We start from the raw sequence: 26,868 nt of genomic DNA, 5'->3' as shown, positions 1-26,868 counted from the left end.
GAGAGACCCTTGCCCTGGGACCGTCCCGAGAGCCTCGCTGCCGCCGGCCTTCGGCACCCTAACCCCCGAAAACCTCCGCCAGATACGCCCGCACGAAGCCCGGCATCCGGGACGCCTCGGGGTCGTCCGCCGCCCGCGCCAGATGGATCCCGGCGAGTTCCGGCTCGGCCTCCCGGCGGCGATGGGCCTCGATGCGGGCGCACAGCGCGTCGGCGGGTTCCGGAAACCGCACCGGCCGCAGGAAGGCGAGCTGGCCCTGCCCTTCGAGCATCACCCACTCCGTCGCGGCTCCTTCCGGCAGGGTCAGGCCGGTCTCCTCGGCGAGTTCCCGGGCGGCGCTGCCGGCGAGGTCGACGTGGTCGCCGCGCACGTCGTCGAGGTCCGGGGTGCCGCAGGGGAAGTAGAGCTGGCCGGCATTGGCGGTGTGGGCGCCCATCGCGCCGAGCAGCACGGCGCCGTCCTGGCTCCAGGGCACGATCGCCGCGAAGGCGTTGACCACGCCGCCCTCCGCCCGCCCCCGGTCCCGGTAGGCGATGAAGCTGGAATAGCGCGCGGCGAACAGGTCGACCCGGGCGATCCCGGCCTCGACCGCGCAGGCGCAGCCGAGCAGCACGGTGCCGTCGAACAGGCCGGGGCTCAGGCTCAGCCGCGCCTGCCAATGCGCGGCGATCGCCGTGGCGTTGTCCCGGGGAAACGGCCAGTCGTAGGCGACGAGCCGGGCCATGACGCCGGACAGCCGGGTGATCCGGAAGCCGTCAGACATGCAAGCGCCCGTCCGACACGATCACGGCCGAGCCGCCGATCTCCACGGAACGCAGGGCGCCGGATTCGACCGTGAGCTGGAGCGCGATGTCGCTCGGCCGGCCCATGGCCTCGCCCTGGCGGATCGCCACGTCGTGGGTGCCCTCCCCCAGCGTCTCGAACTGCATCAGCACCCCCGCGAAGGCGGCCGCCGCCGAGCCGGTGGCCGGGTCCTCCGCGACGCCGAGATGCGGCGCGAACATCCGCACCCGCCAGCTCCGGCCGGTGCCCTCCGGGTCGGGGGCGTAGAGGTAGAGCCCGTCCGCGGCCTCGGGGCCCTGGGCGGGCGTGGCGGCGTCCAGCGCCGCCACCGTGGCGATGGGCACGCAGGTAAAGCTCGGCCCGACCCCGTGGCGGCTCGGGACGTGCCGGCCGGTGCCGATGTCGCCGGGCGTGAGCCCGAGGAGCGGCGCCAGCACCCCCGGATCCGGCCCGGGGCCGAGATATTCGGGCAGGGCCGGCAGCTTGAACCGCGCCCGCCCGCCGCTGCCGTCAGAAAAGGTCTCGACCACGCAGGGCACGATCCCGATCGGCTCCTCCAACCCGAAGGCCCGGGCATCCCCCTGCGACGGCCCTTCCAGCGCCAGCAGCACGGCGCTCCCCACGGTCGGGTGGCCGGCGAACGGCAGCTCGTGCCGCGGCGTGAAGATCCGCAGCCGCGCCCGGTGGCGGGCATCGCTCGGCGGCAGCACGAACACCGTCTCGGACAGGTTGAACTCCCCGGCGATCGCCTGCATCGCGCCCGTGTCGAGCCCCTCGGCGTCGAGCACCACGGCCAGCGGATTGCCGGCGAGCTTTTGGTCGGTGAACACGTCGAGGGTGACGAAGCGGCGCGCCATCGTGTCGGTCCTCAAGTCGCGCGCGCCCGGCCGTCTGGCGGCCGAGGCGCCCGCTTTGCTACGCTGCGCGGCCACCTGATCGACTCGGGTCGGGCGGCGCGGCAAGCGAGCGTAGCCGAGTGCAGTCCGGCTTCCCAGGCCGCACAGCCGGGAGGGAGCCATGCCGGACAAAGAGCACACCTACGTGGTCATGGTGACCTGGACCGGGAACACCGGGGCCGGCACCCGGACCTATCGCGGCTACGACCGCGCCTTCGAGGCCGTGGCCCCGGGCAAGCCGGTGATCCCGGGCTCGTCGGACCCGGCCTTCCAGGGCGACCCGGCCCGCTGGAACCCGGAGGACCTGCTGGTCGCCGCGCTCTCGTCCTGCCACAAGCTCTGGTATCTCGGCCTCTGCGCCCAGGCGGGAATTGTGGTGACGGCCTACACGGACACGGCCGAGGGCCGCATGACCGAGGAGCCCGACGGCGCCGGCCAGTTCACCGCCGTCACCCTGCGCCCCCGGGTGACGATCACCGCGGAGTCGGACGCCGCAGAGGCCCTGGCGCTGCACCACCGGGCGCACGCGCTGTGCTTCATCGCCCGCTCGGTGAATTTTGCGGTGACGCACGAGCCGACGATCGTGCGGGCGGGGGATTGAGGGGAAGCGACGTCCGCGTCCCGGGCGGGCGAGCGGGTTCACACATCCCCGGATGTGGCGCGGGCCCCCCTCCCGTGCGGGAGAGGGACAGGGTGAGGGATGCGACCTCTCCGGAGAAACCTGACCCCTCACCCCAACCCTCTCCCGCACGGGAGAGGGAGTCTGCCCCTCACACCGCCTCCACCGCAAACGTCTCGCTCGGGGTCACGTACTCCTCCTGCGCGGCCACGGTGAGGATCTCCCGGGAGCCGGCTTCGGCGGTGCGCTTCAGGAGGCCGTAGACCGAGGCGGCGGCGGCGCCCAAGGCCGCGGCGGCCGAGCCGGTGCGGGCGTAGTGGACCAGGAACAGGGCCGCGATGCAGTCACCCGCGCCGTTCACCGCGATGGCGAGCCGCGGGGTGCGGACCCGGAACAGCCGGCCCTCCGCCCCGGCCAGCAGGTCGAGGCTGTCGGCCGGCGTGTCCGCGCAGAGCGCCGAGGTGACCAGCACCACCCGGGGGCCCCTTGCCTGGAGCGCCGCGATCGCCGCCCCGGCCTCGGCCAGGGTGCGGCTCGGCAGGCCGGTGAGCAGGCCGAGCTCGAACTGGTTGGGGGTGAGGATGTCGGCCACCGGCACGGCGCGCTCGCGCAGGAACGCCTCGATCCCCGGCCGCACGTAGACGCCCCCGGCGACGTCGCCGATCACCGGATCGCAGCCATAGAGCGCCCGGGGGTTGGCCGCCCGCACGGAGGCCACCGCCTCCAGGATCGCAGCCCCGATCTCGGCCGAGCCCATATAGCCCGAGAGCACCGCGTCGCAGGTGCCCAGCACCCCGCGCTCGCCGAGGCCCCGGACCACGTCGCGGATCATCCCCGCCTCGAAGACCGGGCCGCGCCACGCCCCGTAGCCGGTGTGGTTGGAGAACTGCACCGTGTGGACCGGCCAGACCTCGACCCCGAGCCGCTGCATCGGGAACACCGCCGACGCGTTGCCGACATGGCCGTAGGCGACGTGGGACTGGATCGACAGGACGTTCAACGCGGGTGATTCCCGGTTCCGTGGGGAGAGCCGAAGCTGTCGGCGATCCGGGGCGCGGGCGCAAGCGCGGGGGGGCGCAGGTTAGACGGTTGGCGCCTAAAAGGACGGTCTGCAAGGGTGGATTGGCGACGGCCCGATTCCGAGTGACAGTTGAAAAAAGCGGATGCCGCCCATCGCACTCACTGCGATCCTGAGTGATTTAAGAAATTCAATTACCCGTTCGAGCCCGCAGCGCAAAACTTTAGGGTGTCTTTGCTCGCAGTTGCCTTCGCCGCGCGTTTGGCTTTCGCAACCTTGTCCAATGAAACGTCGAACTGCTGCCCCGCGATGGGAGTGCGACAAGCCCGTTTGAGACGCGGGACGCCAGGCTATGCCGTATGGATGGTTTTGTTTTGGCAGTAACAGCAGGATAATAGGCTCAAGCGCGACGTTCTCAACTGCGCCTGGTATTCGGAGGACGCACACCACCGCGCCGTTTGATTCTCGCTTCTACCCGGAAAATATCCGGCATGTTGATCCTCGTCTCACTACGGTATTCAACCACGCCGATGTTGTTCAGGGCCTGAAGCAACGTCTCTTCTGGGTCGGAGCGAGCTTTCTCAAGCTCCAAAGGCAGCAACCGAGAGGAGTTTTCAGATGCCGCCCGTATTTTTGAAACTGTCCCTCTCTCGTGCCACCGAGCCATAAACACTTGGGGCTCGCAAGGTACTTCTAAACCAGCTAGTGCGTTCAATACTTCATCGATCCAATCGTAATCTTCCTTTAGCTGCCGCACGCGAACTTCTGAGGCATCTTGGACGCCTGCTCGAATACCGTTGTGATCAATCACTGTGTCAGTCGGAGGCGGCCTGAAAACAGCTGCTTTTTGTATCGCCGTCAGAAAACTGCGTGGGCTAGTCTCGCCAAATGCGTCTGCCAAATGATCGTATATCCAAGTATAAGTTCTGCCGCGTTTTGCGCCTGCGCCCATGTACTCCCCAGCGATGCGATAAAACACCTGCTCCTGAAGCAAATCGTTATTCTGGATTTGTTCTACAAAATCGTCCACACTAGATGTTCTATTTAAAACCAAGAAAGCGTCTCTCGAGACGGGCTGAGATAAGATGAAGTTATGCAGTAATCCGAACAGCTCGCTTCGATTCCAGAACAGCTTTACAGCATCGGCTCGAATTTTAGAAGCGTCTGCGAACCTAAAAAGAGTGTCGTCATTTGCTTGATCGGTGCGGATGAAGATTTTAGCCCTCATCGAGCGATAACCACGCATGTCGAGCGCAAGCCGCAGCATCCCCTCTGTCAGCCGGGAAATGGTAGCCCAATCTTCTCCCAGGCGATCAAGAGCATCGAACACGAGCAGAAAACTTTTATTCTGCTGCTGGAAGTGACGGTTGGCCTGACGCAGCGTGCGTTCCATGCGATCGATGTCAGCGGCACACCACTGAATAACCTCGGACAGTGAGGGCGGAAGATCGATAGGCATGATGCTGCTTAGGGCCTTGAGCAGCACCGCACGCCAAATGTCCTGCGGATCGTTTCCCGCTTTAAGAAGTTTTTTGAGGACAGCTGGAGAAGGTGATGGCCCCTCGTCTTTTCCTGCATCCTCGTGAAACCCTAAGACGCCCTCAATATCCTGCAAGGCAAGCCTTGGATAATACTGCGCCACAGCATCTCTAGTTTGCTTGTGTGTCAGAACTGCTGACCAGAAACTCTTGCCAACTCCTCGGTTGCCAATAACAAGCACGCGTTGAGGATCCAAGGCAGAAGCATGGAGTTGAGGTGCAAAGATTGCAGCCGGATCGGGTGGAATAGATGCTTGATGCGCGGAGCCCGGCGGCAGGCTTGCAAGTGTGTCGCGTAGAGTTGAAATAGCGTGCCGCGTAGCGCTGGGATTTCTCATCGCTTCAACCTCAAATTATCACGCAGCGCCGCTATGAAACTGCCGAACGTTCGATCAAACATATGCGATGCGAACTGATCTCGATATGAAAGCGGATCGAATTCCGCATAGTTGATGTCGTTCAAAATCGGCCATGCATAGTGAGGGGCCGGAGGGTCGTCGTAATCGAAGTTGAAGGCTTCTTCTTCTATCCCATCCTCGATATCGTAAAGGGTATCGGAAAATACCTCGAACGTCTCAGTTCGGAAATCAGCTTGCTTCTTGGCGTCCGCAGAGGCTTTCGCGTGCACCATCCGAAGTCGGTATCGCCAGTCAGTCTCTCCCGATGCGGACGGTCTAAAGCGTTGCAGATGCGAGAGGAAGTAGCGGTAGCCTGCAAAAGTTTGCGGAGTATCTACGCCGAATAAAAGCACATCGGCGCCCAGGCCGAGAACCGCCGCTGCGGTGGCTTCGTTTAGCCCTGCACGAGCATCCACAAAGATCGCGTCGTACCGGGTCTGCTGAGAAAGACGCCGAACCAACTCTCTTGTGCGGTCCAGGAACGTTATCGTCGAGCCATCGGCGGCAGTCTTCTCTAGATACGCTCTCGCGATCTTTCCGAGAATATTTTCGGGATATTTGTTTCCAAGTGATCCTACCGCTGGTGCGACATGAACTAGGCCGTTCTTAGAGAGCGGGCTGGCCGCGACCATCTGTTCAATGAAATCGTCATCTAAATCCGCTAACCCATCTTCCACGAAGAAATCGAGAGTTCCAAATCGCGGAGGATTGTCTAGTAGCATCTCTCCAAGCCCTGGGGCTTCGAGGTCCAAGTCGATCACCAGTATGTTAAACCCCTGATCAGACAGGGCGGCCGAGGCAACCGCAAGGGCGGTCGAGCGGCCAACGCCGCCCTTGTGACTTGCGAACACCGTTATCGGCGGAACGCCCTCGATGGGATCGCGGGGCGGTTGTAGCCAATCCTGACCTACTATGCGCCGCTCTACGAGGCGGACAAAGCCTCGGAAAACTTCGTTGTCGATCCATTCGGGAAGGCCCGTATTCGGATCAGCAAGGCTTGGGTCAAAAAGATCGTCCGGACTGGAGATGGCCCCTCCGTTGGGCTCTACATATGGCGCAAGCGCCCTCGCGTCCTGTTCAAGGGCAGTAAGCGTCGCTGCATCGATTTGTTCAAGTGCTACGAATGTTAGGCGGCCACTGGCATCGCGCAGAAAGCAGTTTCGAGCGAGGGCTTCAGACCCCATCGCCTTTTGAACCAAGGCCGCAAAATGAGGCAGCGCATCGTCGTATCGCAATTCTTTGGTCATCGGCTCGTCCTCCGAAGGCCCGCTGCGCTAATCGTCCGACTGGCGTCATCTCGCCATGCGCGCAATTGCACCTCATTGACAGTGCCGTCTGCTGAATAGCGGTGGCCCACCTCCCATCCAGACATAAAGTCAGGACGTTCTAACAATTTGTGGATAGAATGCTTCCGGCGGCCTTGGATTGTTTTCTTTGCCTTCTCTACGAGCTGCGGCAGATGGACGTGGGGAGCATCCGTTGATGGTCGCAGCGACATTACCGCGTGTTTGATCGCGCATTCGACAGCGAAGCCCAATAGGTGACCTGCTCCGTCGAACCGGCCGCTGCTCGTCAGCGTCTCGGCGTCTTCGAAATGCCTTAAGGCGGATTGGTCAAAGAATTCGGGCACGCACAGATCTCCACCTCGGCTTTCTCCTCGGGCGAATGGCGAAGGTCAAGGCGGGAGTAGCGACGGAATTCACGAGGCTCGGGCGAGGGCGCAAACCCTTGTCCCCCGCCCGCCCCCGCCTCAGATGGGTCGGGTCGCCCCGCCGCCCCCCGAGACCGATGGACATCGAAGCCCTGCGCAGCTCGACCCTCGCCTTCGTCGAGGCGCACAAGGTCTGGACCCCGCTGATCGCCGGGGGGCTCGCCTTCTGCGAGTCGATCGCGATCCTGTCGCTGTTCGTGCCGGCCACCGTGATCCTGATCGGCATCGGCGCCCTGGTCGGGGGGGCCGACATCCCGCTCTGGCCGGTGATCGGCGCGGCGGCGCTCGGCGCCGCCCTGGGGGATTGGCTCTCCTACGAGGTCGGGCGCTGGGTCGGGCCGGGCGCCCGCACCAAGTGGCCGCTGCGGCGCTATCCCGATCTCGTTGCCAAGGCGGAAACCTTCATCGGCCGCTGGGGCATCGCCGCGGTGGCTTTGGGGCGCTTCTTCGGGCCGGCCCGGGCTCTGGTGCCGCTCTTGGCCGGCACCCTCGGGCTGGCGCGGCTGCCGTTCCAGCTGGCCAATGGCGCCTCGGCGCTGGTCTGGGCCTTCGTGCTGCTCGCCCCCGGGGCCGGGCTGCTCGCCTGGCTCGATCAATAATGGTTTTCGGGCGCGCCCGCTGATGCGTTGCTTCCCCCCGGAGCGCATCGTCTGCCTCACCGAGGAGACCGTCGAGACCCTGTACCTGCTGGGTGAGGAGGACCGGATCGTCGGCGTCTCGGGCTACGCGGTGCGGCCGCCCCGGGTCCGCCGGGAGAAGCCCCGGGTCTCGGCCTTCACCAGCGCCGACATCCCAAAAATCCTGGCGCTGGCGCCGGACCTCGTCCTGGCGTTTTCCGACCTCCAGGCCGGGATCGTCGCCGACCTGGCGCGCGCGGGTATCGCCGTCCACCTGTTCAACCAGAGGGATGTGGCGGGCTGCCTGGCGATGATCCGCACCCTGGGGGCGCTGGTCGGGGTTCCGGAGCGGGCCGCGGCGCTGGCCGACAGCTTCGCGGGAACGCTGAGGGACGCCGCGGCGGCTGCGGGCGGCGCGCAGGGTTCGCCCAGCCCGCGCGTGTATTTCGAAGAGTGGGACGCGCCGATGATCTCCGGAATCGGCTGGGTTTCCGACCTGATCGGCTATGCCGGGGGCCGGGACGTGTTTCCGGAGCTCAGCCGGCAGCCGGCCGCCAAGGACCGGATCGTCACCGCCGACCAGGTGATCGCCGCCGCCCCCGACGTGATCCTGGCCTCCTGGTGCGGCAAGAAGGTCAACATCGACCGCATCCGGTCCCGCCCCGGCTGGGACGCGATCCCGGCGGTGCGCGACGGCCGGATCCACGAGATCAAGGCGCCGCTGATCCTTCAGCCGGGGCCCGCCGCGCTCACCGACGGCTTTGCCGCGATCCAGAGTTTTTTGGGTTAAGGGTTTGGTGGGAAACGGATTTCTGTGCCGCGGACCGGGGGCGATGCCGCGCCGCAGGTGACGGATCGGCCGCGATTCGGCAGGATGTCCCGATTCGACACAGGCGCATCCCGCAACCGCATGTCCGCATCCCTCGGCCTCCCCGCGCTCCAGGCGGGCGCCATGATCCTGCCCCCCGACGGGCGGCAATCGCCCACCGCCCTGCGGATCCAGCGCGGCGTGCGCCGCCTGTTCTCCGAGATGGGCTGCGTCACCCTGCCGGAATTCTCGCTGGTCAACGGCCGCCGGGCCGACGTGATCGCCCTGTGCGGCGCCGGCCGGCTCACCATCGTGGAGATCAAGTCGAGCGTCGCGGATTTCCGCGCCGACAGAAAGTGGCCGGATTACAAGGACTTCTGCGACCGGTTCTTCTTCGCGATCCCCGAGGACGTGCCCGAATCCCTGATCCCGGAGGCATGCGGCCTGATCGTCGCCGACGGCTACGGCGCCGGCATCCTGCGGGAAGCCCCCGAGCATGCGCTCAGCGGCCCCCGCCGCAAGGCCGTCACCCTCCGCTTCGCCCACAGCGCCGCCCGCATCCTGCACGCGCTGGCCGATCCGGGCGCGGTGCGGGAAGGGGCGCTGTAAAACGGGGTTCCCGAAGGCCGGGCCCTTCGGCGGGGTTCGGGGGTGGAGCCCCCGAGACTTGCAGGGTGAACCCCCGACTCTGTCCGGACGACCGCGCCCTCAGCGGGTGGCGCAGGTGTCCGACGGGGTGCCGTAGCCGCTGTAGACGACCCGCACCTTGCGCAGGCAGGGGGCCGCTTCCTTGGGGGCCGCCACGGGGGAGACCTCCACCGGCTCGACCCGCAGGGTCGCCGTGATGGTCGGCTCCTCCGGGGTCGCGAGAGCGTGGCTGGCGCTCATCACGAACGGGGTTGCGGCCATGGCCGAGACGGCGATGGCGGCCAGGACGGCGAGGTTCTTGCGGCCGAAATCGTGACGCGTGCGAGCCTGTTGCATGATCGGTGGTCCGTCGTGTTCGGCGCGCTGACGCTGCCGAAATCCCCTGTTTGCGGCGATAACTTGGCCGCGAACTTGACGGTTCCCGCTATGCCCCGAAAACAGTCGGGCTTGCGTGCTTGCCCGCACACCCGGCGATGATGTCAGAGGCTTTTCCGGTATTGGACGAAGCCCGACCGCTCCGCGATGCGGTCGTAGAGCAGCATCGCGTCGGTATTGGTCTCGTGGGTCAGCCAGTGGACGCGCGAACACCCGGCGGCCTTCGCGGCCTCGTAGACATGCGTGATCAGCCGGCGCCCGATTCCCGCGCCGCGGGCAGCATCCGCCACGAACAGATCCTGGAGGTAGCAGTAATCGCCGATCGTCCAGGCCGAGCGGTGGCGGATGTGGTGGACGAGCCCCACCGCCGCTCCGTCTTGCCAGGCCAGGGCGCCGTCGACGGGCTCGGTAGGATCGTTGAGGCGGCCCCAGGTGCTCTCCGTGACCGCCTCGGAGAGGTCGACCTTGTAGAACGCCTGGTAGCCCCGCCACAGCGGCAGCCACGCCGCCCGGTCCCCCGCACCGATCGGGCGGATTTCGATTCTGTCCGAACTGGTGGTCACGATCCGCCTCTCCCGTGCTGCGTCGGGGGAAGCTGACCATCGTCCGCCACCCGGGCGCAAGGGAAGCCCTCGTCTTGCACCCCCCGCCGCCCGCACCTAAACCGGCCCGCCGACACCCCGACCCGCATCGCCGAGCCTTCGCCGCCTATGTCCCAAAAGAAATCGTTCCAGGGGCTGATCCTGACGCTGCAGGAGTTCTGGGCGGCGCAGGGCTGCGTGATCCTCCAGCCCTACGACATGGAGGTCGGCGCCGGCACGTTTCATCCGGCGACGACGCTGCGGGCGCTGGGCCCCAAGCCCTGGAAGGCGGCCTATGTCCAGCCGTCGCGCCGGCCCAAGGACGGCCGCTACGGCGAGAACCCCAACCGACTCCAGCACTATTACCAGTTCCAGGTGATCCTGAAGCCGAACCCGCCCAACCTGCAGGAGCTCTACCTCGCCTCGCTGGACGCCATCGGGGTCGACCTGAAGCTCCACGACATCCGCTTCGTCGAGGACGATTGGGAGAGCCCGACGCTCGGCGCCTGGGGCCTCGGCTGGGAGTGCTGGTGCGACGGGATGGAGGTCAGCCAGTTCACCTACTTCCAGCAGGTGGCGGGCTTCGAATGCGCCCCGGTGGCCGGCGAGCTGACCTACGGTCTCGAGCGGCTCGCCATGTACGTCCAGGGGGTCGAGAACGTCTACGACCTCGACTTCAACGGCGCCGAGGGGCCCGACCGGATCACCTACGGCGACGTGTTCCTGCAGGCGGAGCAGGAATATTCCCGGCACAATTTCGAGGCGGCCGACACGGCGATGCTGTTCCGCCAGTTCACCGACGCGGAATCCGCCTGCCGGTCCTATCTCGACGCGGGTGCGCCCACAGCTGAGACCGAGCGGCACCGCATGGCGCAGCCGGCCTACGACCAGTGCATCAAGGCGAGCCACGTCTTCAACCTGCTCGACGCCCGCGGGGTGATCTCGGTCACCGAGCGTCAGAGCTACATCCTGCGGGTGCGGGAACTCGCCAAGGCCTGCGGCGCGGCGTGGCTCAGGACGGCGGCCGGCGGGGCGTAGCAGCCGGAAACCGATTGTCAGAACCGACAATCCGCCTCCACCGGATTATCACAAACACGCCTGTTGTGATAATCCGGTGGAGGCGGATTGCACTTCATGAAACGCACCGATTTCCTCGAATCATCGAGCGGCCGTCTGGTTCCGACGGTCCAAGGCCAATGGGCCTTCGTGCCCGATCCGTTGCCGCCGCCGGATCTCGATCTCGCCCGGCTCGCCGCCATGGTCGCGCGTGTCTCGCAGCTACTGGGCGAGTTGAACGGCATCAGCCGGACCTTGCCGGACCCGTATCTTCTGATCCGCCCCCTGCAGGTGCGCGAGGCGCTGACTTCATCAAGCATGGAGGGCACGTTCACGACCCTTGACGACCTGCTCCTGTTAGAAGCCGGCGCAGAGGAGCGCGGCGGCATCGGTGACACGCGCGAGGTCGGCAACTACCGTCGGGCGCTCTCCGAGGCGATCCGGAGCCTGGACGAGGTGCCGCTGTGCTTGCGCACCTTACGCAACGCTCATCGTGATCTCTTAAGCGGCGTCGCTCGCCATCGCGGTTCGCGGGCCGCGCCCGGTGAGCTGAAACGGAGCCAGAATTTCATCGGCGCCTACGAGATCGCGGACGCCCGCTTCGTCCCGCCGCCGCCGATGGAGGCACAGGGCACCCTGGAGGCGCTGGAGCTCTATATCCAGCGGGAAGAGCGCGGCCTGATTCCCGATATCGTGGATGCCGCCCTGATCCACTACCAGTTCGAAGCGATCCATCCGTTCTCGGATGGAAACGGGCGGGTCGGGCGCATGCTCATAACCCTGCACCTGTTCATGCGACAAGTTATCCGGCAGCCGGTCCTGTATCTCAGCCCGGTCTTCGAGCGCCGCAAGGACGAGTACATCGACCGCATGTACGACGTATCGCGCGCCGGAGCTTGGCACGCCTGGGTCGCGTTCTTCCTCGATGTCGTCGCGGAGGCCTGTGAGGCCACGATCGCCACGGCGGACGCGCTGCTCGCGCTTCAGACCGACTACCGGGCGCGCATCCGCGCGGTGGGGCGGTCCGCCAACCTCGTCGCCGTCCTTGACCTGCTGTTCCAACGTCAGGTGGTGACGATCCCGCAGGTCGCCGAGTACCTTCAGGTCCAATACCGGTCGGCACAACTTAATGTAGAGGCGCTGGTCCGCGCCGGCATCCTCGACGAGATGAGCGGCACCGCAAACCCGAAATACTTCATCGCCCGCGGGATCCGTGACCTCATCGAGCGGCCGCCCGATCGTGACCGCTGACGGATCCGGCCGCCGTCCCAACGGAGCCCCTTGAGCCCTCGCGCGTTGCAACCCCCGCCAACCGGCGCGCTCCGGCGCGTCCGCAGACGCGGGAATCTTAATGATGAAACAGACCCTCCTCGCCCTCGGCGTCCTCGCGTTCGGCCTCGGCCCGGCGCTCGCGGCCGATCCCGGTCCGGAGGCTGTGGTCAAGAAGCTCTACGCCGAGCCGCACCCGAATCACTCCACCGTCTACACCAAGCGCCTCCAGGGCCTGTTCGACGCCGACGCCAAGCAGGCCAACGGCGCCACCGGCAGCCTCGATTTCGACTACCGCCTCAACGGCGAGCCGCTGAAGCCCGACACCGTGAAGGCCCTGACCTTCAAGGAGGCTACCGAGGGCAAGGACCAAGCGAAGGTCACGGTGGAGCGCAAGGGCGGCGACGGCTCGAAATCCATCGTCTACGACCTCGTGCGCGAGGATGGCGCCTGGCGGGTGTCGGATGCTCACGCGATCGGCGATCGCAAGTGGCAGCTCTCCACCATCCTGAAGGGCGAGGCGCAATAAATCCGGCCCCGGCCGTTCGACCCTCGACAGGCCTGCGGCGCGGCGATATGGCCGCGCCATGCCCGACCTCCTGCTCGAACTCCGCTCGGAAGAGATCCCCGCCCGCATGCAGCGGCGCGCGGCGGAGGATCTGAAGAAGCTCGTCACCGACGCGCTGGTCGAGCGCGGCTTCCTGTACGAGGGCGCCAAGGCGTTCTCGACGCCGCGCCGCCTGGCCCTGCACATCGCCGGCCTGCCCGCCCGGGGCGAGGCCGTGCGCGAGGAGCGCCGCGGCCCGCGGGTCGGCGCCCCCGAGGCCGCAATCCAGGGTTTCTTGAAGGGCGCCGGCCTGGCGAGTCTGGACGAGGCCCAGAGAATCAGCGACCCCAAGAAAGGGGAATTCTATCTCGCGGTGATCGAGCGGCCCGGCCGCGCGACCCTGGATGTGCTCGCCGAGCTCCTGCCCGAGATCATCAAAAGCTTTCCCTGGCCGAAGGCGATGCGCTGGGGCACGGCCTCGGCCCAGCCCGGCGCCCTGCGCTGGGTGCGGCCGCTGCAATCGATCGTCGCGACCTTCGGGCCGGAAACCGAGACCCCCGAGGTGGTGCCGTTCGCGGTCGGCGGCATCGCGGCCGGGACCGTCACCTACGGGCACCGCTTCCTGGCGCCGGGGCCGATCGAGGTCCGCCGGTTCGACGACTACATCCAGGCCCTGGAGCGCGCGAAGGTCATCCTCGACGCCGACCGGCGCAAGGACGTGATCCTGCACGACGCCCGCGACCTCGCCTTCGCGCGCGGCCTCGACCTCGTGGAGGACGAGGGCCTGCTGGAGGAGGTGGCCGGCCTGGTGGAATGGCCCGTGGTGCTGATGGGCTCCTTCGACGCGGCCTTCCTCGACATCCCGGCCGAGGCGATCCGGGCGACCATCCGGGCGAACCAGAAGTGCTTCGTCCTGCGCAAGAGCGGCTCGGAGGATCTGGCGCCCGCCTTCATCCTGGTCTCGAATCTTTTGGCATCGGACGGCGGGCTGGCGGTCACTGCCGGCAACGAGCGGGTGGTCCGGGCGCGCCTGTCGGACGCAAAGTTCTTCTGGGAGACCGATAAGGCGATCCGTCTGGAAGACCGGCTGCCCAAGCTCGACAGCATCGTCTTCCACGAAAAGCTCGGCACCCAGGGCGAGCGGATCGCCCGCATCGCCGCCCTGGCGCAGGAGCTGGCGCCCCTGGTCGGGGCCGATCCGGTGCTGGCCGAGCGCGCTGCCCGCCTCGCCAAGGCCGACCTCGTCACCGAGATGGTCGGCGAGTTCCCCGAGCTGCAGGGCCTGATGGGCCGGAAGTATGCGGCGCTTCAGGGTGAGCACGGAAGCGTCTGCGCCGCCATCGAGGAGCATTACAAGCCGGTCGGCCCCTCTGACCGGGTGCCGAGCGATCCGGTCTCAATCGCGGTGGCACTGGCCGACAAGCTCGACACGCTCGCCGGCTTTTGGTCCATCGACGAGAAGCCGACCGGCAGCAAAGATCCCTACGCCCTACGTCGGGCAGCCCTCGGCGTGATTCGGCTGATCCTAGAGAACCGGATCCGACTGCCGCTCACCGAGGCTGTGTTACCCGACGCATTCGACGCGCAACGCGCCGGCCAGCAAGCGGTGATCCTTGATTTCTCGGCGGGGGCCGAGCGCGTCGAGGCTGCGCTCGCTGCTCTGCCCCCCGACACTGACCTGTTTGCAGATCCGCGGATCGATGATCTCCTCGCCTTCTTCGCCGACCGCCTCAAAGTCTATCTGCGCGACCAGGGCGCCCGGCACGACCTGATCGACGCGGTCTTCGCGCTGCCCGGCCAGGACGACCTGCTGATGGTGGTGCGCAGGGTCGAGGCCCTGCAGGCTTTCCTGGAGACCGAGGACGGAAAAAACCTGCTGGCCGGGGTCAAGCGCGCCTCGAACATCCTGCGGATCGAGGAGAAGAAGGACGGCCGCGCCTACGATGCCGCGCCCGATTCCGCGCTTGCTGCATCCGGCGAGCCGGCCGAACAGGCGCTCGCCGAGGCCCTGGCGGGCGCCGCCGCGACGGCATCGCAAGCCATCGCGAGCGAGGACTTTGCCGGGGCGATGCGGGCGCTCTCGACCCTGCGCGCGCCGGTCGACGCCTTCTTCCAGGACGTGACAGTCAACGCCCCCGACCCGAAGCTCCGCGAGAACCGCCTGCTGCTGCTCAACGCGCTGCGCGCCGCGACGCGCGCGGTGGCGGATTTCTCGAAGATCGAGGGGTAGCGCCGGACATCCCATTTCTCCCCCCTCATCCTGAGGTGACCGGCGATCGAAGATCGTTGGGCCTCGAAGGAGGGCTCCAGGGATCGCGCGACCGGCTGGAGGGCTCCTTCGAGGGCTCCGCTTCGCTCCGCCGCCTCAGGATGAGGGGGATTGGTTGGAGGCCGTGCGGTTTCAACGCGATCGCTGAGCGCTTCTCCCGTCATTGCGAGCGCAGCGAAGCAACCCAGCGTGGCGCCGCGTTCTCCAATGGCGCGCTGTCCTGGGTCACTTCGCTGCGCTCGTGATGACGGTGAGGTCGAGCCCTTCGACCGGAAGTGGCCTCACCCGTGATCATGCCCGGCATGATCGTCCACCTCCGGCAGGGTCAGCCCGAAATGGCTGACGAGATCCGCCACCTGCCCCGGGCTCAACTGCCGCGGGTTGAGGTTGCGCAGGAGCAAATAAAGCTTGGCGGTCTCCTCCAGCTCCTCGGTGGCGAAGACCGCCGCCTCCAGGCTGTCGCCGGCCACCACCGGGCCGTGATTGGCGAGCAGTACCGCGCTGTACTTGCCCGCGAGCCCCCGGATCGCGTCCGCCACCGCAGGGTCGCCCGGGCGGTAATAGGGCACCAGCGCGGTGCCGCCGGTGCGCATCAGGTAGTAGGGCGTCAGCGGCGGCAGAACCTGGCGCGGGTCGATCTCCGGCAGCATCGAGACCGCCACCGCGTGGGTCGAGTGCAGGTGCACGATCGCCTTGGCCTCGCCCCGGCTCTCGTAGAGCGCAGTGTGCAGCGGGATTTCTTTCGTCGGCTTGTCGCCCGAGACCAGCCTGCCGTCCGCGTCCAGCCGCGAGATCCGGGCCGGGTCGAGGAAGCCCAGCGACGCGTTGGTCGGCGTCACCAGCCAGCCGCCGTCGGGCAGGCGCAGCGAGATGTTGCCGGACGAGCCCGGGGTCAGGCCGCGCTCGAACAGCGAGCGGCCGTAGCGGCAGATCTCCTCACGCAGCCGGCTCTCGTCGCTCATGCGGTCGCTCCCTCGATCAGCTCGAATCCGAGATCGATTGTTTTTGGGCCTTCACCGATCAGGCAGGCCGCAGCCTGCCGGCCGATCTCCAGGCGCGGCGTGCGCACCGTCGACAGGGGCTGGGGCATCGCCGCCGCGAAGTCGAGCCCGTTGAAGCCGAACAGAGCGATCCGCCCCGGCACGCTCAAGCCCGCCGCCAGGCAGGCGAAGTAGCCGCCGAGCGCCATGTCGTCGTTGGAGAAATACACCGCGTCGAGATCCGGATGGCGCGCCAGCAGCGCCTCCAGCCCGGCCCGCCCGGAACCCGGCGAGGACGGCCCGGACCGGATTTCCTGGCCCTGGAGCGACAGGCCGGCTTCGCCCAAGGCGGCCTCGAACCCGGCCAGCCGCTTGGCCGCCCGCAGGTCCACCTGCAGGTCATGGCCGAGATAGGCGATGCGCCGATATCCGCGGGCCACGAGGTGCCGGGCGCTCGCGGCCCCCACCGCCCGGTTGGAGAAGCCGACCACGGCGTCGATCCCCGCCCCGTCCGTGTCGATCATCTCGACCACGCGCACGCCCCCGGCCTTCGCCAGAGCCACCGTCCCGGGATTGTGCTCCAGACCGGTGAGCAGCAGTGCGGCCGGGCGCCACGACAGCAGCGCGGCCGCCAGGGCCTCCTCCCGGTCGGGATCGTAGTCGCTGACCCCGATCACGCAGCGAATACCCGCGGCGTCCAGCGCGCCGGTCAGCCCGCGCAGCAGGTCGGGGAAGACCACGTTGGCGAGCGAGGGCACGATCACCCCGGCGAGCTGGGCACTCGCCCCCGGGCCGGCGAGGCTGCCGGCGAGGCGGTTCGGCACGTAGCCGAGCCGAGCCACGGCCTCGGCGACCCGTTCCCCGGCCCGCTTCGAATAGGAACCGTGGTTGCGCAGGACCCGCGAGACCGTGCTCTCGCCGACCCCCGCCTCGCGGGCAACGTCGGTGAGCGTCACGAGCCGCCCCGGCGGCTGGAATCCGTCCATCTCCCGGCCTTTTTTTGCGACTCCGCCTCACCTCCCACCCGTGCCCTCATCCTGAGGTGCCCGCGCCAGCGGGCCTCGAAGAAGCCTTCCAGATGTCGGAGTGGTCTCTGGGGGGCTCCTTCGAGGCGGCTTCGCCGCACCTCAGGATGAGGGGGTTGGATCGGAGGCAGGTCTCGCGTTTGGCAGCGCCTGATGCCCCGACATAGCGTCCTGCATTATTCCGCACAACAGGATTGGCAGCGCTGCCAAAAACAGCTACAGCCGCCGCCAGCGCTGCCGAAACGAGCGGCGAAGATCAGTATCCGCCCGCGCTTCCATGCGGTGCGGACCAGGGAGAACGCCGATGTCGGTTCAAGCCGCCCCGCTGCGGGGTGCTCCCCTCGCGGAGGAAAAATCCTTCGTCGACCGGACCTACGCGAAGGTGTTCTGGCGCCTCGTGCCGTTCCTGATGCTCTGCTACGTGGTGGCGTATCTCGACCGGGTGAATGTCGGCTTCGCCAAGCTGCAGATGTCCCAGGAGCTGAAGTTCTCCGAGACGGTCTACGGCCTCGGCGCCGGCATTTTCTTTCTGGGCTACTTCCTGTTCGAGGTGCCGTCGAACGTGATCCTGCACCGGGTCGGCGCCCGGGTCTGGATCGCCCGGATCATGATCACCTGGGGGGTGATCTCCGGCGCCTTCGTGTTCGTGAACTCGGAATGGACCTTCTACGGGATGCGCTTCCTGCTCGGCTTGGCCGAGGCCGGGTTCTACCCGGGCGTGATCCTGTACACGACGCAGTGGTTCCCGGCCCATCGCCGGGCCAAGGTCATCGCGGTGTTCATGGCCGCGATCCCGATCTCCGGCATCTTCGGCAACCCGCTCTCCGGCTGGATCATGGACGCGTTCAACGGCGCCCAGGGCCTGTCCGGCTGGCAATGGATGTTCCTGGTCGAGGCGGTGCCGGCGGTGCTGATCGGCGTCGCCGTGTTCCTCTACCTCGACAACCGCCCGTCCGAGGCCAAGTGGCTGACCGACGCCGAGAAGCAGGTCCTCGAGCGCGACATCGCCGCCGACAACCACGGCAAGGAATCCAGCCCGCACTCCATCGCCACCGTGTTCCGCAACGGCCGCGTGTGGTTCATGAGCCTGATCTACTTCGCCTTCGTCACCGGCCAGTACGGCCTGACCTTCTGGCTGCCGACGATCGTCAAGGCGTCCGGCGTGCAGGGCAACCTCAATATCGGCCTGATCAGCGCGATCCCGTTCCTGTGCGCGGCCGTCGTGATGGTCCTGCTGGGCTTGAGCGCCGACCGGATGCGCGAGCGCCGCTGGCACCTGATCGTCCCGGCGCTCATCGGCGCCGTCGGCTTCGTGGTCTCGGCGAGCGCGGGCTCGACCACGATCGCCGTGGCGGCGCTCTCGGTGGCGGCGGCCGGCGTGCTGACCTGCTCGCCGCTGTTCTGGTCCCTGCCCACCGCCTTCCTGAGCGGCGCGGGTGCCGCGGCCGGCATCGCGCTGATCAACTCGGTGGGGAACCTCGCGGGCTTCGTCAGCCCCTACGTGATCGGGGCGCTGCGCGACGCCACCGGCAGCACCGCGGCCGGCATGTACGCGCTGGCCGTGATGCTGGTGGTTGGCTCGGTCTGCGTGTTCGTGACGCCGGCCAACATGGTCAACCGCTGAGGCGCGTATGCCTCGACGCCCTCTTCTCCCCACAAGGGAGAGGGGAAAACGCGGTATTTCAAACACTTGCTGCCGAGTCTGTTACCTTCAAAGCAGGAGCCAACCCGATGGCCACCACCACGCAGACAGGCCGCGCCGCGGTGATCGGCCTTGGCTCCATGGGCTCCGGCATGGCGGGCTCGCTCCTGCGGGCCGGCTTCTCCGTCGCCGCCTGCGACGTGAACCCGGAGGCCGTCGCCCGCTTCCAGGCGGCGGGCGGGACCGCCGCGGCCCATCCCGCGGAGGCCGCCGATGGCGCCGACGTGGTCGTGAGCGTGGTCGTCAACGCCGCCCAGACCGAGGCGGTGCTGTTCGGCGAGACCGGCGCCGCTGCGGCGATGCCCGAGGGCGCCGTCTTCGTCTCCTCGGCGACCATGGATCCGGCCGTCGCCCGGGCGCTGGCGTCCCGGCTGGAGGCCACCGGCCGCCATTATCTCGACGCCCCGATGAGCGGCGGCGCCGCCCGCGCGGCCGATGGCGGCCTGACCTTCCTGGCCTCGGGCTCGCCGGCCGCCTTCGCCAAGGCCCGCCCCGCCCTCAATGCCATGGCCGGCACGCTCTACGAGCTCGGCGACGCGGCGGGCCAGGGCGCGGCCTTCAAAATGATCAACCAGTTGCTCGCCGGGGTCCACATCGCCGCCGCCTGCGAGGCGATGAGCTTTGCCGCCAAGCAGGGCCTCGACCTAGCCCGCGTCTACGAGGTGATCACCAAATCGGCCGGCAATTCCTGGATGTTCGAGAACCGGGTGCCCCACATCCTCGACGCCGACTATGCGCCGAAGAGCGCGGTCGACATCTTCGTCAAGGATCTCGGCATCGTGCAGGACATGGCCCGGGCGGAGAAATATCCGGTCCCGGTGGCCGCGGCGGCGCTCCAGATGTTTTTGATGGCATCCGGCGCCGGCATGGGCCGGGACGACGATGCGTCCGTGGCGCGGCTCTACGCGCAGGTCTCGGGCGCGAAGCTGCCGGGGCAGAAGTAACTGGATCGCGCGCAGGGAGTCCGAAGAAAATGCCGCGCTTTGCCGCCAATCTCAGCCTGATGTTCAACGAGGTGCCGTTCCTCGACCGCTTCGACGCGGCGGCCCGGGCCGGGTTCGACGCCGTCGAGTTCCTGTTCCCCTACGAGCACCCGCCCGAGGCCATCGCCGAGCGGCTCCGGGCGAACGGCCTGACCCAGGCCCTGTTCAACCTGCCGCCGGGGGATTTCGCCAAGGGTGAGCGCGGCTTGGCGGCGTTTCCTGAGCGGTTCGATGAACTGAAGACCGGCGTCGACACGGCGCTCCGCTACGCTGAGGCGACCGGCGTCGCCCGGCTGCACCTGATGGCGGGCCTCGCCCCGCACGATGATCCGCACGCCGCCGAAGCCTATCGCCGGGCGGTGGCCTGGACGGCGGAACGCCTGGGCGCGGCGGGCCTCGACCTCGTGCTCGAGCCGATCAACGGCCGCAACATGCCGGGCTACTTTTTGAACGATTTCGGTCGGGCCGCCGATCTCATCCGCGACTTGGCGCTGCCGAACCTGAAGCTGCAGTTCGACCTCTACCATTGCCAGATCCTGCACGGCGACGTGACCCTGCGGCTGCGCGCGCTGATGCCGATCGTCGGCCATGTCCAGACCGCGAGCGTGCCCGAGCGGCACGAGCCCGGTACCGGCGAGATGAACGACGTGTTCCTGTTCGACGAGCTGGACCGGCTCGGCTACGCCGGCTTCGTCGGCTGCGAGTACATCCCGGCCGCCGACACCGTGGCCGGCCTCGGCTGGCTCGCCGCCTATCAAGGGAGAGCCCGATGAGCCTCGCACTGGGATGCGTCGCCGACGACTACACGGGCGCCTCGGACCTCGCCAACACCCTGACCAAGGCGGGCCTGCGCACGATCCAGACCATCGGCGTGCCGGAGGATGACCGCGCCCTGCCGGAGGCCGACGCGGTCGTGGTGGCGCTCAAGAGCCGCTCGATCCCGGCCGACGAGGCCGTGGCGCGGTCCCGCGAGGCCGAACGCTGGCTGCGGGCCCGGGGCGCGGCCCACGTGATGTTCAAGGTCTGCTCGACCTTCGACTCCACCGACGCCGGCAATATCGGCCCGGTGATGGACGCCCTGCGGGACGCGGCCGGCGAGCATATCGCGCTGGTCACGCCCGCCTTCCCGGAGACGGGACGCAGCGTCTACCAGGGCAACCTGTTCGTCGGCTCGGTTCCGCTGAACGAAAGCCCGCTCAAGGACCACCCGCTCAACCCGATGCGCGACGCCAACCTCGTGCGCGTGCTGGCGCGCCAGAGCGCGGGCGCGGTCGGGCTGGTCGACACCGCGACGGTAGCCCGGGGCGCCGAGGCGGTGGCGGCCCGGCTCGACGCCCTCGCGGCGGAGGGCAAGCAGGCGGCGATCGCGGACGCGATCTTCGACAGCGACCTCGAAACCCTCGGCCGGGCGATCATCGCGAAAAAATTCTCGGTGGGCGCCTCGGGGCTGGGGCTCGGCCTCGCCCGCGCCCTCGTCGCCGACGGGCGCGGCACCCGGGATGCGGCCGGTGCGGCCATGGGCGAGCCGGTCGGCGGCGCCGCGGCCTGCCTCGCCGGCAGCTGCTCGCAGGCGACCCTCCAGCAGATTGCAGCCGCGGAGGCGCAGATGCCGGTTCTGCACCTCGATACGTCGGCCCTGCTCGCCGGTGCCGACGCGGTGGCCGAGGCCCTGGCCTTCGCCGACGCGCAGCTGGCCGCCGGCCCGGTGCTGATCGCCTCCTCGGCGACCCCCGAAGCGGTGCGCGCCCTCCAGGCAAAACACGGGGTCGACGCGGTCGGCCACGCCATCGAGACCGCGCTGGCGGCCATCGCCGAGGGGCTGGTCACCCGCGGCGTGCGCCGGCTCGTGGTGGCCGGGGGCGAGACCTCGGGCGCCGTGGTCGATCGGCTCGGGCTCCGGGCGTTCCTGCTCGGCCCCGAGATCGCCGCCGGCGTGCCGATCCTGCGCAGTGCCGGCCGGCCCGAGCCGATGCTGCTCGCCCTGAAATCCGGCAATTTCGGCGGCCCGGACTTTTTTGGCCGCGCCTTGGACATGATGGCCTGACCACCGCCCGTAGATGAGAGGTATCCCATGCACGCCCTGATTCTCGGCGCCGCCGGCATGATCGGCCGCCGCCTCGTCGATGCCCTGGTCGCGGACGGCACGGTCGGCGGCGCGCCCCTCACCGCCCTCACCCTGCTCGACGTCGTGCCGCCCACGGCACCCGCGGGCTTCTCCGGCCCGGTGAAGGCCGAGGCCGCGGATCTCACCGCGCCCGGTGCTGCGGAGGCCGCCATCGCCGAGCGCCCGGGGGTGATCTTCCACCTCGCCGCGGTGGTCTCGGGCGAGGCCGAGGCGAATCTGGAACTCGGCTACCGGGTCAATCTCGACGGCACGCGGCTGCTGCTCGACGCGATCCGCCGGGCCAACGCCGCCGACGGCTACCGGCCGAATCTGGTCTTCACCTCGTCGCTGGCGGTGTTCGGGCCGCCCTTCCCGAAGGTGATCCCGGACGACTTCATCCTGCGTCCGGCCTCCTCGTACGGCGTGCAGAAGGCCATGGGCGAGCTGATGCTTGCCGACTACGCGCGCCGCGGCTTCCTCGACGGGATCGGTCTGCGCTTGCCGACCATCTGCGTGCGCCCGGGCAAGCCCAACAAGGCGGCCTCGGGCTTCTTCTCGGGGATCATCCGCGAGCCGCTTGCCGGCCAGGAGGCCGTGCTGCCGGTGCCCGAGACGGTGCGCCACTGGTTCGCCAGCCCCGCCGCCGCGGTGGGGTTTCTGGTCCACGCGGCTGGGCTCGACCTCACGGCGATCGGCCCGCGGATCAGCCTGACCATGCCGGGCGTCTCGGCCACGGTGGCCGAGGAGATCGAGGCCTTGCGCCGCGTGGCCGGCGACAAGGCCGTGGCGCTGATCCGGCGTGAGCCGGACGCGACCATCGCCCGGATCGTCTCGTCCTGGCCGGAGGCGTTCGAGCCGGAGGCGGCCCTCGCGCTCGGCTTCCGGGCGGACGCCTCCTTCGACGCGATCGTGGCGCAGCACGTGGCCGAGTTCCACGGCGGCTGAGATTCAGCCGCGGGCGGAGCGGATGTCAGTCCGCGGGAAATCGTCGCCGATATAGAGCAGGGGCACGCCGTGGACCTGCGCGCAGGCATAGGCGAAGCAGTCGCCGAGGTTCAGGCGGGCGGGGTGGCGGCCCTTGCCAAAACGGGCATGGGCGGTGAGGGCGAGGGCGGATTCCGCCGCCGAAATCGGCACGATTCGCAGACCAGCGATGTGGATGAACGCGTCGACCTCCGTCTCGGCGTCTGCCACGGAGATCGCCTTCTTGCGCGCCACCGCGACCACCGTCTCGAAGACGGCGATGCCCGATGTGAGCGGCGTCATCGCGCCATCGAGGCAGTCCAGCAGGACGGAACGCTCCGGCTCGGCCGTCAGGATCGCCACGAGAGCCGAGGCGTCGACGAACATCACTCGTCGTTCAGGCTGTCGTAGAACGCCTTGTCGGCCTCCAGGCCCGTGCGCGGTACGGCATCCATCTTGTCGAGCAAGGGTTTCAGGCGTTCCGCGAGCGGCACGCGTCGGCTGCGCCGCGCGATCTCGTTTTTGAGCGCGATTCGCACGGCTTCGGTCTTGCTCACGCCGGCCCGCGATGCCAGCGTCTCGGCCAATTGGTTGACCTCTTCGCTGCGGATGTTGAGCGGCACGACAGCCTCCGTGTAGACGTAGGGAGGCTAGTGCCTACACACCTGAGCCGCAAGCGCGGCGCGTACCCCGAACAAGGATCCCGATGACCCGCCTCGACGAGGCCCGCGCCGCGCTGAAGAAGACCTTCGGGTACGAGGATTTCCGCCCCGGGCAGGACGAGGTGATCGGCGCGGTTCTGGACGGTGAAGACGTGTTCGCCGTGATGCCCACCGGCTCGGGCAAGTCGATGACCTACCAGCTGCCGGCGCTCATCGATTCGGGCCTGACCGTGGTGGTCTCGCCCCTGATCGCGCTGATGCACGACCAGGTGCAGCAGATGCGCAGCGTCGGCGTCGAGGCGGCCACCCTCAACTCGACGGTGACCGAGGTCGAGTCCCGCGAGACCTGGCGCAGCCTGCGTTCCGGGGAATTGCGGCTGCTGTTCGTCTCCCCCGAGCGCCTGCTGATGGAGGGCTGCATCGAGGCCCTGCGCGGGGTCGGGGTCCGGCGGCTCGCGGTGGACGAAGCCCATTGCGTCTCGCAATGGGGGCACGATTTCCGACCCGAATACCGGGAGATCGCCCGGGCCCGGCAGGCGCTGGGCAACGTCCAGACCCTGGCGCTGACCGCCACCGCCGATGCCGCCACCCGGGCCGAGATCGCCGAGCGGCTGTTCCCGCAGGGGCGCGGCCCGAAAATCTTTGTCCACTCGTTCGACCGGCCGAACATCCGGCTGACGTTCCAGCCCAAGGACAACCCGGCCCGCCAGATCGAGCGGTTCCTGAAGCACCGTCGGGCGGAGAGCGGGATCATCTACTGTTCCTCGCGCAAGCGCGTCGAGCAGCTGGCCGAGACCCTCAAGAAGGACGGGTTCGACGCCCTGCCCTACCATGCCGGGCTCGACCAGGGCACGCGGATGCGCAACCAGGACCGGTTCCTCCAGGAGGACGGCGTGGTGATGACCGCCACGATCGCCTTCGGCATGGGCATCAACAAGCCCGACGTGCGCTTCGTCTGCCACGCCGACATGCCCAACAACGTCGAAGGCTACTACCAGGAGATCGGCCGCGCCGGACGCGACGGGCTGCCGGCCGACACGCTGACCCTCTACGGCCTCGACGACATGGCATTGCGCCGCCGGCAGATCGACGAGAAGGAGATTTCGGACGAGCGCCGCCGGGTCGAGCGGCGCAAGCTCGAGGCGATGATCTCCCTGTGCGAGGGCGCCACCTGTCGGCGCCAGTCGCTGCTCGGCTATTTCGGCGAGGCGAGCGAGCCCTGCGGCCGCTGCGACCTCTGCCGCGGCGGCGTCACCCTGGTCGACGGAACCGTGGCGGCGCAGAAGATCCTGTCGGCGATCGTGCGCACCGGCCAGCGCTTCGGCGCGGCCTATATCTGCGACGTGGTCCACGGCAAGGAGAGCGAGCAGGTCCGCCGCAACGGCCATACCGGCCTCAAGACCTTCGGAGTTGGGTCGGACAAGCCGGTGGCCGCCTGGCGGGCGATCCTGCGCCAGCTCTTCGCCGCCGGGGCGATCGCCGAGAACGCCGACGGCTACGGCGGCCTGTCCATGACCGAGAAGGGCGAGGCGATCCTGTTCGGGCGGGAGCCGGTCAAGCTGCGCCCCGACCCGGAGCCGAAGGCCGAATCGCGCGAGCGCCGCCGCACCGCGCCGCGCGAGGATGGCGAGATCGCGCTCTCCGAGACCGACGAGGCGCTGTTCCAGCACCTGCGCGGCCTGCGCGCCACCCTGGCCCGGGCCGAGGGCATCGCCGCCTTCATGGTGTTCCCCGACCGGACCCTGATCGAGATGGCCCGGCAGAAGCCCGTCGACCTCTGGGCCCTGCGCGCAGTCCACGGGGTCGGCGAGCGCAAGCGCGAGGCCTATGGCGAGAAGTTCGTGGCGGCGATCAGCACGTTTCTGGCTGAGCCGCCGGCGGCGTGAGCCTGCCGCCTCGGCGGCCGGTCCGGCGCAAGCCCCACGCAGTTTCACCCTCGGCGCGCCCGACCGCTTCATGTAGGCAGGCCGCCAACTCGAATCGATCGGACCCGTCATTTCGACACGCACCCCCGTCGCCGACCCACCGGCCCAGCGCACCTCCGGAGATCCGGACGGTGACGCGCCGCGGACGCTGACCTCCCGCATCGTGTTCTACATGCCGGGCTTCGACCCGCGCGATCCGGAGACCTACTGGGGGCTGTTCCGCCGCGAGGCCCGGCTCACCGCAGCGCGCCGGGGTGCGGCGATCGCGGTCGGCGATCCGGTCCGCTCGGCGGACGGGCTCGAACTCGCCTGGACGGCGGAATCGCGCGGGGTCTCGACCCGCTACGTCCTGCTGCGCTGGGAGGACATCGTCCGAGCCCGGTTCCCGCAATCCGACTGGACGCGGCTCCGGGGTGTGCCGGCCCTGCTCTGGCGGCTGTGGCGGACGGGCTACATGGCGAACCTGCGCCGGGAGGGCTGGCGCTTCTCCACGGTGATCTTCTGCGTCCACTACATCTACCTCGCGTTCGCGCTCCTCAGCCTCGCCGCGGCGGCAGGGCTCGCCACCCTGGCACCGGCGCAACTCCAGCCCTGGACCCTGCTGGCGGTGCCGCCGCTCGCCTACGCGATCCTGGCCGGGCTGATCCGGGCAACCCGCGGCAAGCCGCTCTACGTCCCCCACCTCGTGGACGACACCGCCTTCACGCATGCCTACGCGGCCGGCGAGGCGCCTGAGATGGGCCCCCGGCTCGACGCCTTCGCGGCGCGCATCCATGCCGCCGAGGGCGAGGCCGACGAGGTGGTGGTGGTCGGCCATTCCTCGTCGAGCTTCCTGGGCATCGAGGCGCTGGACCTTGTGCTCGCCCGGGATCCCGGCTTCGGCGGGCGCGGCACGCCGGTCTCGTTCGTCAGCATCGGCAGCGTCATCCCCTGGCTTGGCCTCGACCCGGCCGCCCAGGGCTTCCGCGACAGCCTCCTGCGCTTCGGGCGGGCCGCGCAGATCCGCTGGCTCGACGTGCGCGCCACCTGGGACTGGCTGTCGATCCACAAGAACAACCCGATCGCCGCCTGCGGCCTCACCCCGCCCGATCCCGGCCGCCCGGCCGTGCTCTGGGTGGCGATCCACGAGCTGATCACCAGCGCCGATGTCGGGCGGCGCCAGTGGAACCTGTTCCAGATGCACTTCCAGCTGCTCATGGCGAGCCAGCGCGACAGCGGCTTCGATTATCTCGACGTGGTCACCGGGCCGGAGCCAGTGCACGTCCTGGTCGCCCGCTGCCGGGAGGACGGGCCGCCCGCGGATCTGGTCGGCGAGACCAGGCGCTGACCCCCAGCCCCGCGCCGGCGGATGTTGCCAGCGCGGGCGCTTCCGCTTTAGAGCCGGGGCAGCC

At 68.4% G+C, this 26,868-nt stretch carries 26 protein-coding genes; 15 read left to right on the top strand and 11 right to left on the bottom strand.

Annotated elements, in window-relative coordinates:
* Positions 1-58: 58 nt before the first annotated feature.
* Complete coding sequence (locus MKL09_RS05895) at positions 59-763, bottom strand: NUDIX hydrolase (protein WP_244018841.1); 705 nt, start codon at positions 761-763, stop codon at positions 59-61.
* A complete protein-coding gene (locus tag MKL09_RS05890) occupies positions 756-1,640 on the bottom strand; it encodes a PhzF family phenazine biosynthesis protein (protein ID WP_244018839.1) in 885 nt (294 codons plus the stop codon). Before MKL09_RS05890 ends, MKL09_RS05895 begins: the two co-directional genes overlap by 8 nt.
* A 160-nt stretch (positions 1,641-1,800) precedes the next feature.
* Here MKL09_RS05890 and MKL09_RS05885 point away from each other — a divergent pair, with 160 nt between their 5' ends.
* Positions 1,801-2,280, top strand: coding sequence for an OsmC family protein (locus tag MKL09_RS05885; RefSeq protein ID WP_244018838.1), 480 nt, complete (start codon positions 1,801-1,803; stop codon positions 2,278-2,280).
* Between the two features lie 169 nt (positions 2,281-2,449).
* On the opposite strand, the gene pdxY is transcribed toward MKL09_RS05885, so the two are convergent.
* The 3 genes from pdxY to MKL09_RS05870 all read right to left on the bottom strand — a co-directional run bounded on the left by pdxY (position 2,450) and on the right by MKL09_RS05870 (position 6,499).
* On the bottom strand, positions 2,450-3,298 hold the full coding sequence (gene pdxY, locus MKL09_RS05880) for a pyridoxal kinase PdxY (protein WP_244018836.1): 849 nt from the start codon (positions 3,296-3,298) through the stop codon (positions 2,450-2,452).
* A gap of 433 nt (positions 3,299-3,731) precedes the next feature.
* A complete protein-coding gene (locus MKL09_RS05875) occupies positions 3,732-5,192 on the bottom strand; it encodes an ATP-binding protein (protein ID WP_244018834.1) in 1,461 nt (486 codons plus the stop codon).
* The gene (locus tag MKL09_RS05870) at positions 5,189-6,499 is read right to left on the bottom strand and encodes a KGGVGR-motif variant AAA ATPase (RefSeq protein WP_244018832.1); all 1,311 of its coding nucleotides are present in this window, start codon (positions 6,497-6,499) and stop codon (positions 5,189-5,191) included. The genes MKL09_RS05875 and MKL09_RS05870 overlap by 4 nt, the downstream gene beginning before the upstream one ends.
* A gap of 541 nt (positions 6,500-7,040) precedes the next feature.
* Here MKL09_RS05870 and MKL09_RS05865 point away from each other — a divergent pair.
* The 3 genes from MKL09_RS05865 (at position 7,041) to MKL09_RS05855 (ending at position 8,997) form a co-directional block, all read left to right on the top strand.
* A complete protein-coding gene (locus MKL09_RS05865; protein ID WP_244018830.1) occupies positions 7,041-7,562 on the top strand; it encodes a DedA family protein in 522 nt (173 codons plus the stop codon).
* Between the two features lie 22 nt (positions 7,563-7,584).
* Positions 7,585-8,370, top strand: coding sequence for a cobalamin-binding protein (locus MKL09_RS05860; RefSeq protein ID WP_244018828.1), 786 nt, complete (start codon positions 7,585-7,587; stop codon positions 8,368-8,370).
* A 120-nt stretch (positions 8,371-8,490) separates the two neighbouring features.
* Positions 8,491-8,997, top strand: a complete 507-nt coding sequence (locus tag MKL09_RS05855; RefSeq protein WP_279605692.1) for an MmcB family DNA repair protein — start codon at positions 8,491-8,493, stop codon at positions 8,995-8,997.
* A gap of 99 nt (positions 8,998-9,096) precedes the next feature.
* Here the strand turns inward: MKL09_RS05855 and MKL09_RS05850 are convergent, their stop codons facing one another.
* Both MKL09_RS05850 and MKL09_RS05845 read right to left on the bottom strand, forming a co-directional pair.
* Entirely contained in the window at positions 9,097-9,372 is a 276-nt protein-coding gene (locus MKL09_RS05850; RefSeq protein WP_244018826.1) for a hypothetical protein, read from the bottom strand.
* Positions 9,373-9,515: 143 nt separating this feature from the next.
* On the bottom strand, positions 9,516-9,974 hold the full coding sequence (locus MKL09_RS05845) for a GNAT family N-acetyltransferase (RefSeq protein ID WP_244018824.1): 459 nt from the start codon (positions 9,972-9,974) through the stop codon (positions 9,516-9,518).
* 147 nt (positions 9,975-10,121) lie between these two features.
* Here MKL09_RS05845 and MKL09_RS05840 point away from each other — a divergent pair, with 147 nt between their 5' ends.
* The 4 genes from MKL09_RS05840 to glyS all read left to right on the top strand — a co-directional run bounded on the left by MKL09_RS05840 (position 10,122) and on the right by glyS (position 15,094).
* A complete protein-coding gene (locus MKL09_RS05840) occupies positions 10,122-11,030 on the top strand; it encodes a glycine--tRNA ligase subunit alpha (RefSeq protein WP_244018822.1) in 909 nt (302 codons plus the stop codon).
* Between the two features lie 96 nt (positions 11,031-11,126).
* Positions 11,127-12,299, top strand: a complete 1,173-nt coding sequence (locus MKL09_RS05835) for a Fic family protein (RefSeq protein WP_244018820.1) — start codon at positions 11,127-11,129, stop codon at positions 12,297-12,299.
* 103 nt (positions 12,300-12,402) lie between these two features.
* Positions 12,403-12,846, top strand: coding sequence for a hypothetical protein (locus MKL09_RS05830; protein WP_244018818.1), 444 nt, complete (start codon positions 12,403-12,405; stop codon positions 12,844-12,846).
* Between the two features lie 58 nt (positions 12,847-12,904).
* Positions 12,905-15,094 (top strand): glycine--tRNA ligase subunit beta, encoded by a 2,190-nt coding sequence (glyS, locus tag MKL09_RS05825; RefSeq protein ID WP_244018816.1) that lies wholly within the window; start codon positions 12,905-12,907, stop codon positions 15,092-15,094.
* 320 nt (positions 15,095-15,414) lie between these two features.
* Here glyS and MKL09_RS05820 read toward each other — a convergent pair whose 3' ends face one another.
* Both MKL09_RS05820 and MKL09_RS05815 read right to left on the bottom strand, forming a co-directional pair.
* Positions 15,415-16,095, bottom strand: a complete 681-nt coding sequence (locus tag MKL09_RS05820; RefSeq protein WP_244018814.1) for an aldolase — start codon at positions 16,093-16,095, stop codon at positions 15,415-15,417.
* Positions 16,092-17,099: a LacI family DNA-binding transcriptional regulator gene (locus tag MKL09_RS05815; protein ID WP_244018812.1), complete on the bottom strand. Its 1,008-nt coding sequence runs from the start codon at positions 17,097-17,099 to the stop codon at positions 16,092-16,094. Before MKL09_RS05815 ends, MKL09_RS05820 begins: the two co-directional genes overlap by 4 nt.
* 343 nt (positions 17,100-17,442) lie before the next feature.
* On the opposite strand from MKL09_RS05815, the gene MKL09_RS05810 reads away from it, so the two are divergent.
* The 5 genes from MKL09_RS05810 to denD all read left to right on the top strand — a co-directional run bounded on the left by MKL09_RS05810 (position 17,443) and on the right by denD (position 22,872).
* The gene (locus MKL09_RS05810) at positions 17,443-18,762 is read left to right on the top strand and encodes an MFS transporter (RefSeq protein WP_244018810.1); all 1,320 of its coding nucleotides are present in this window, start codon (positions 17,443-17,445) and stop codon (positions 18,760-18,762) included.
* Positions 18,763-18,869: 107 nt separating this feature from the next.
* Positions 18,870-19,784, top strand: a complete 915-nt coding sequence (ltnD, locus tag MKL09_RS05805) for an L-threonate dehydrogenase (protein WP_244018808.1) — start codon at positions 18,870-18,872, stop codon at positions 19,782-19,784.
* A 29-nt stretch (positions 19,785-19,813) separates the two neighbouring features.
* Positions 19,814-20,596, top strand: a complete 783-nt coding sequence (gene otnI, locus MKL09_RS05800) for a 2-oxo-tetronate isomerase (protein WP_244018806.1) — start codon at positions 19,814-19,816, stop codon at positions 20,594-20,596.
* Positions 20,593-21,867: a 3-oxo-tetronate kinase gene (gene otnK / locus MKL09_RS05795; RefSeq protein ID WP_244018804.1), complete on the top strand. Its 1,275-nt coding sequence runs from the start codon at positions 20,593-20,595 to the stop codon at positions 21,865-21,867. The genes otnI and otnK overlap by 4 nt, the downstream gene beginning before the upstream one ends.
* Before the next feature lie 27 nt (positions 21,868-21,894).
* The gene (denD, locus tag MKL09_RS05790; protein ID WP_244018802.1) at positions 21,895-22,872 is read left to right on the top strand and encodes a D-erythronate dehydrogenase; all 978 of its coding nucleotides are present in this window, start codon (positions 21,895-21,897) and stop codon (positions 22,870-22,872) included.
* Between the two features lie 3 nt (positions 22,873-22,875).
* On the opposite strand, the gene MKL09_RS05785 is transcribed toward denD, so the two are convergent.
* Together MKL09_RS05785 and MKL09_RS05780 are read right to left on the bottom strand one after the other, a co-directional pair.
* A complete protein-coding gene (locus MKL09_RS05785; RefSeq protein WP_244018800.1) occupies positions 22,876-23,277 on the bottom strand; it encodes a type II toxin-antitoxin system VapC family toxin in 402 nt (133 codons plus the stop codon).
* Positions 23,277-23,513 (bottom strand): type II toxin-antitoxin system VapB family antitoxin, encoded by a 237-nt coding sequence (locus MKL09_RS05780; RefSeq protein WP_058193523.1) that lies wholly within the window; start codon positions 23,511-23,513, stop codon positions 23,277-23,279. The genes MKL09_RS05785 and MKL09_RS05780 overlap by 1 nt, the downstream gene beginning before the upstream one ends.
* An 83-nt stretch (positions 23,514-23,596) precedes the next feature.
* Between MKL09_RS05780 and recQ the strand changes: the two genes are divergently transcribed.
* Together recQ and MKL09_RS05770 are read left to right on the top strand one after the other, a co-directional pair.
* Positions 23,597-25,438, top strand: a complete 1,842-nt coding sequence (gene recQ, locus MKL09_RS05775) for a DNA helicase RecQ (RefSeq protein WP_244018798.1) — start codon at positions 23,597-23,599, stop codon at positions 25,436-25,438.
* Between the two features lie 211 nt (positions 25,439-25,649).
* Positions 25,650-26,804, top strand: a complete 1,155-nt coding sequence (locus MKL09_RS05770) for a hydrolase (protein ID WP_244018865.1) — start codon at positions 25,650-25,652, stop codon at positions 26,802-26,804.
* Positions 26,805-26,868 lie beyond the last annotated feature (64 nt).

It is taken from the genome of Methylobacterium sp. J-048 (assembly GCF_022829515.1).
GTDB lineage: Bacteria > Pseudomonadota > Alphaproteobacteria > Rhizobiales > Beijerinckiaceae > Methylobacterium.
Note: the sequence above shows the minus strand (reverse complement) of the source record. Positions and strands in the feature narration are given on the sequence as shown.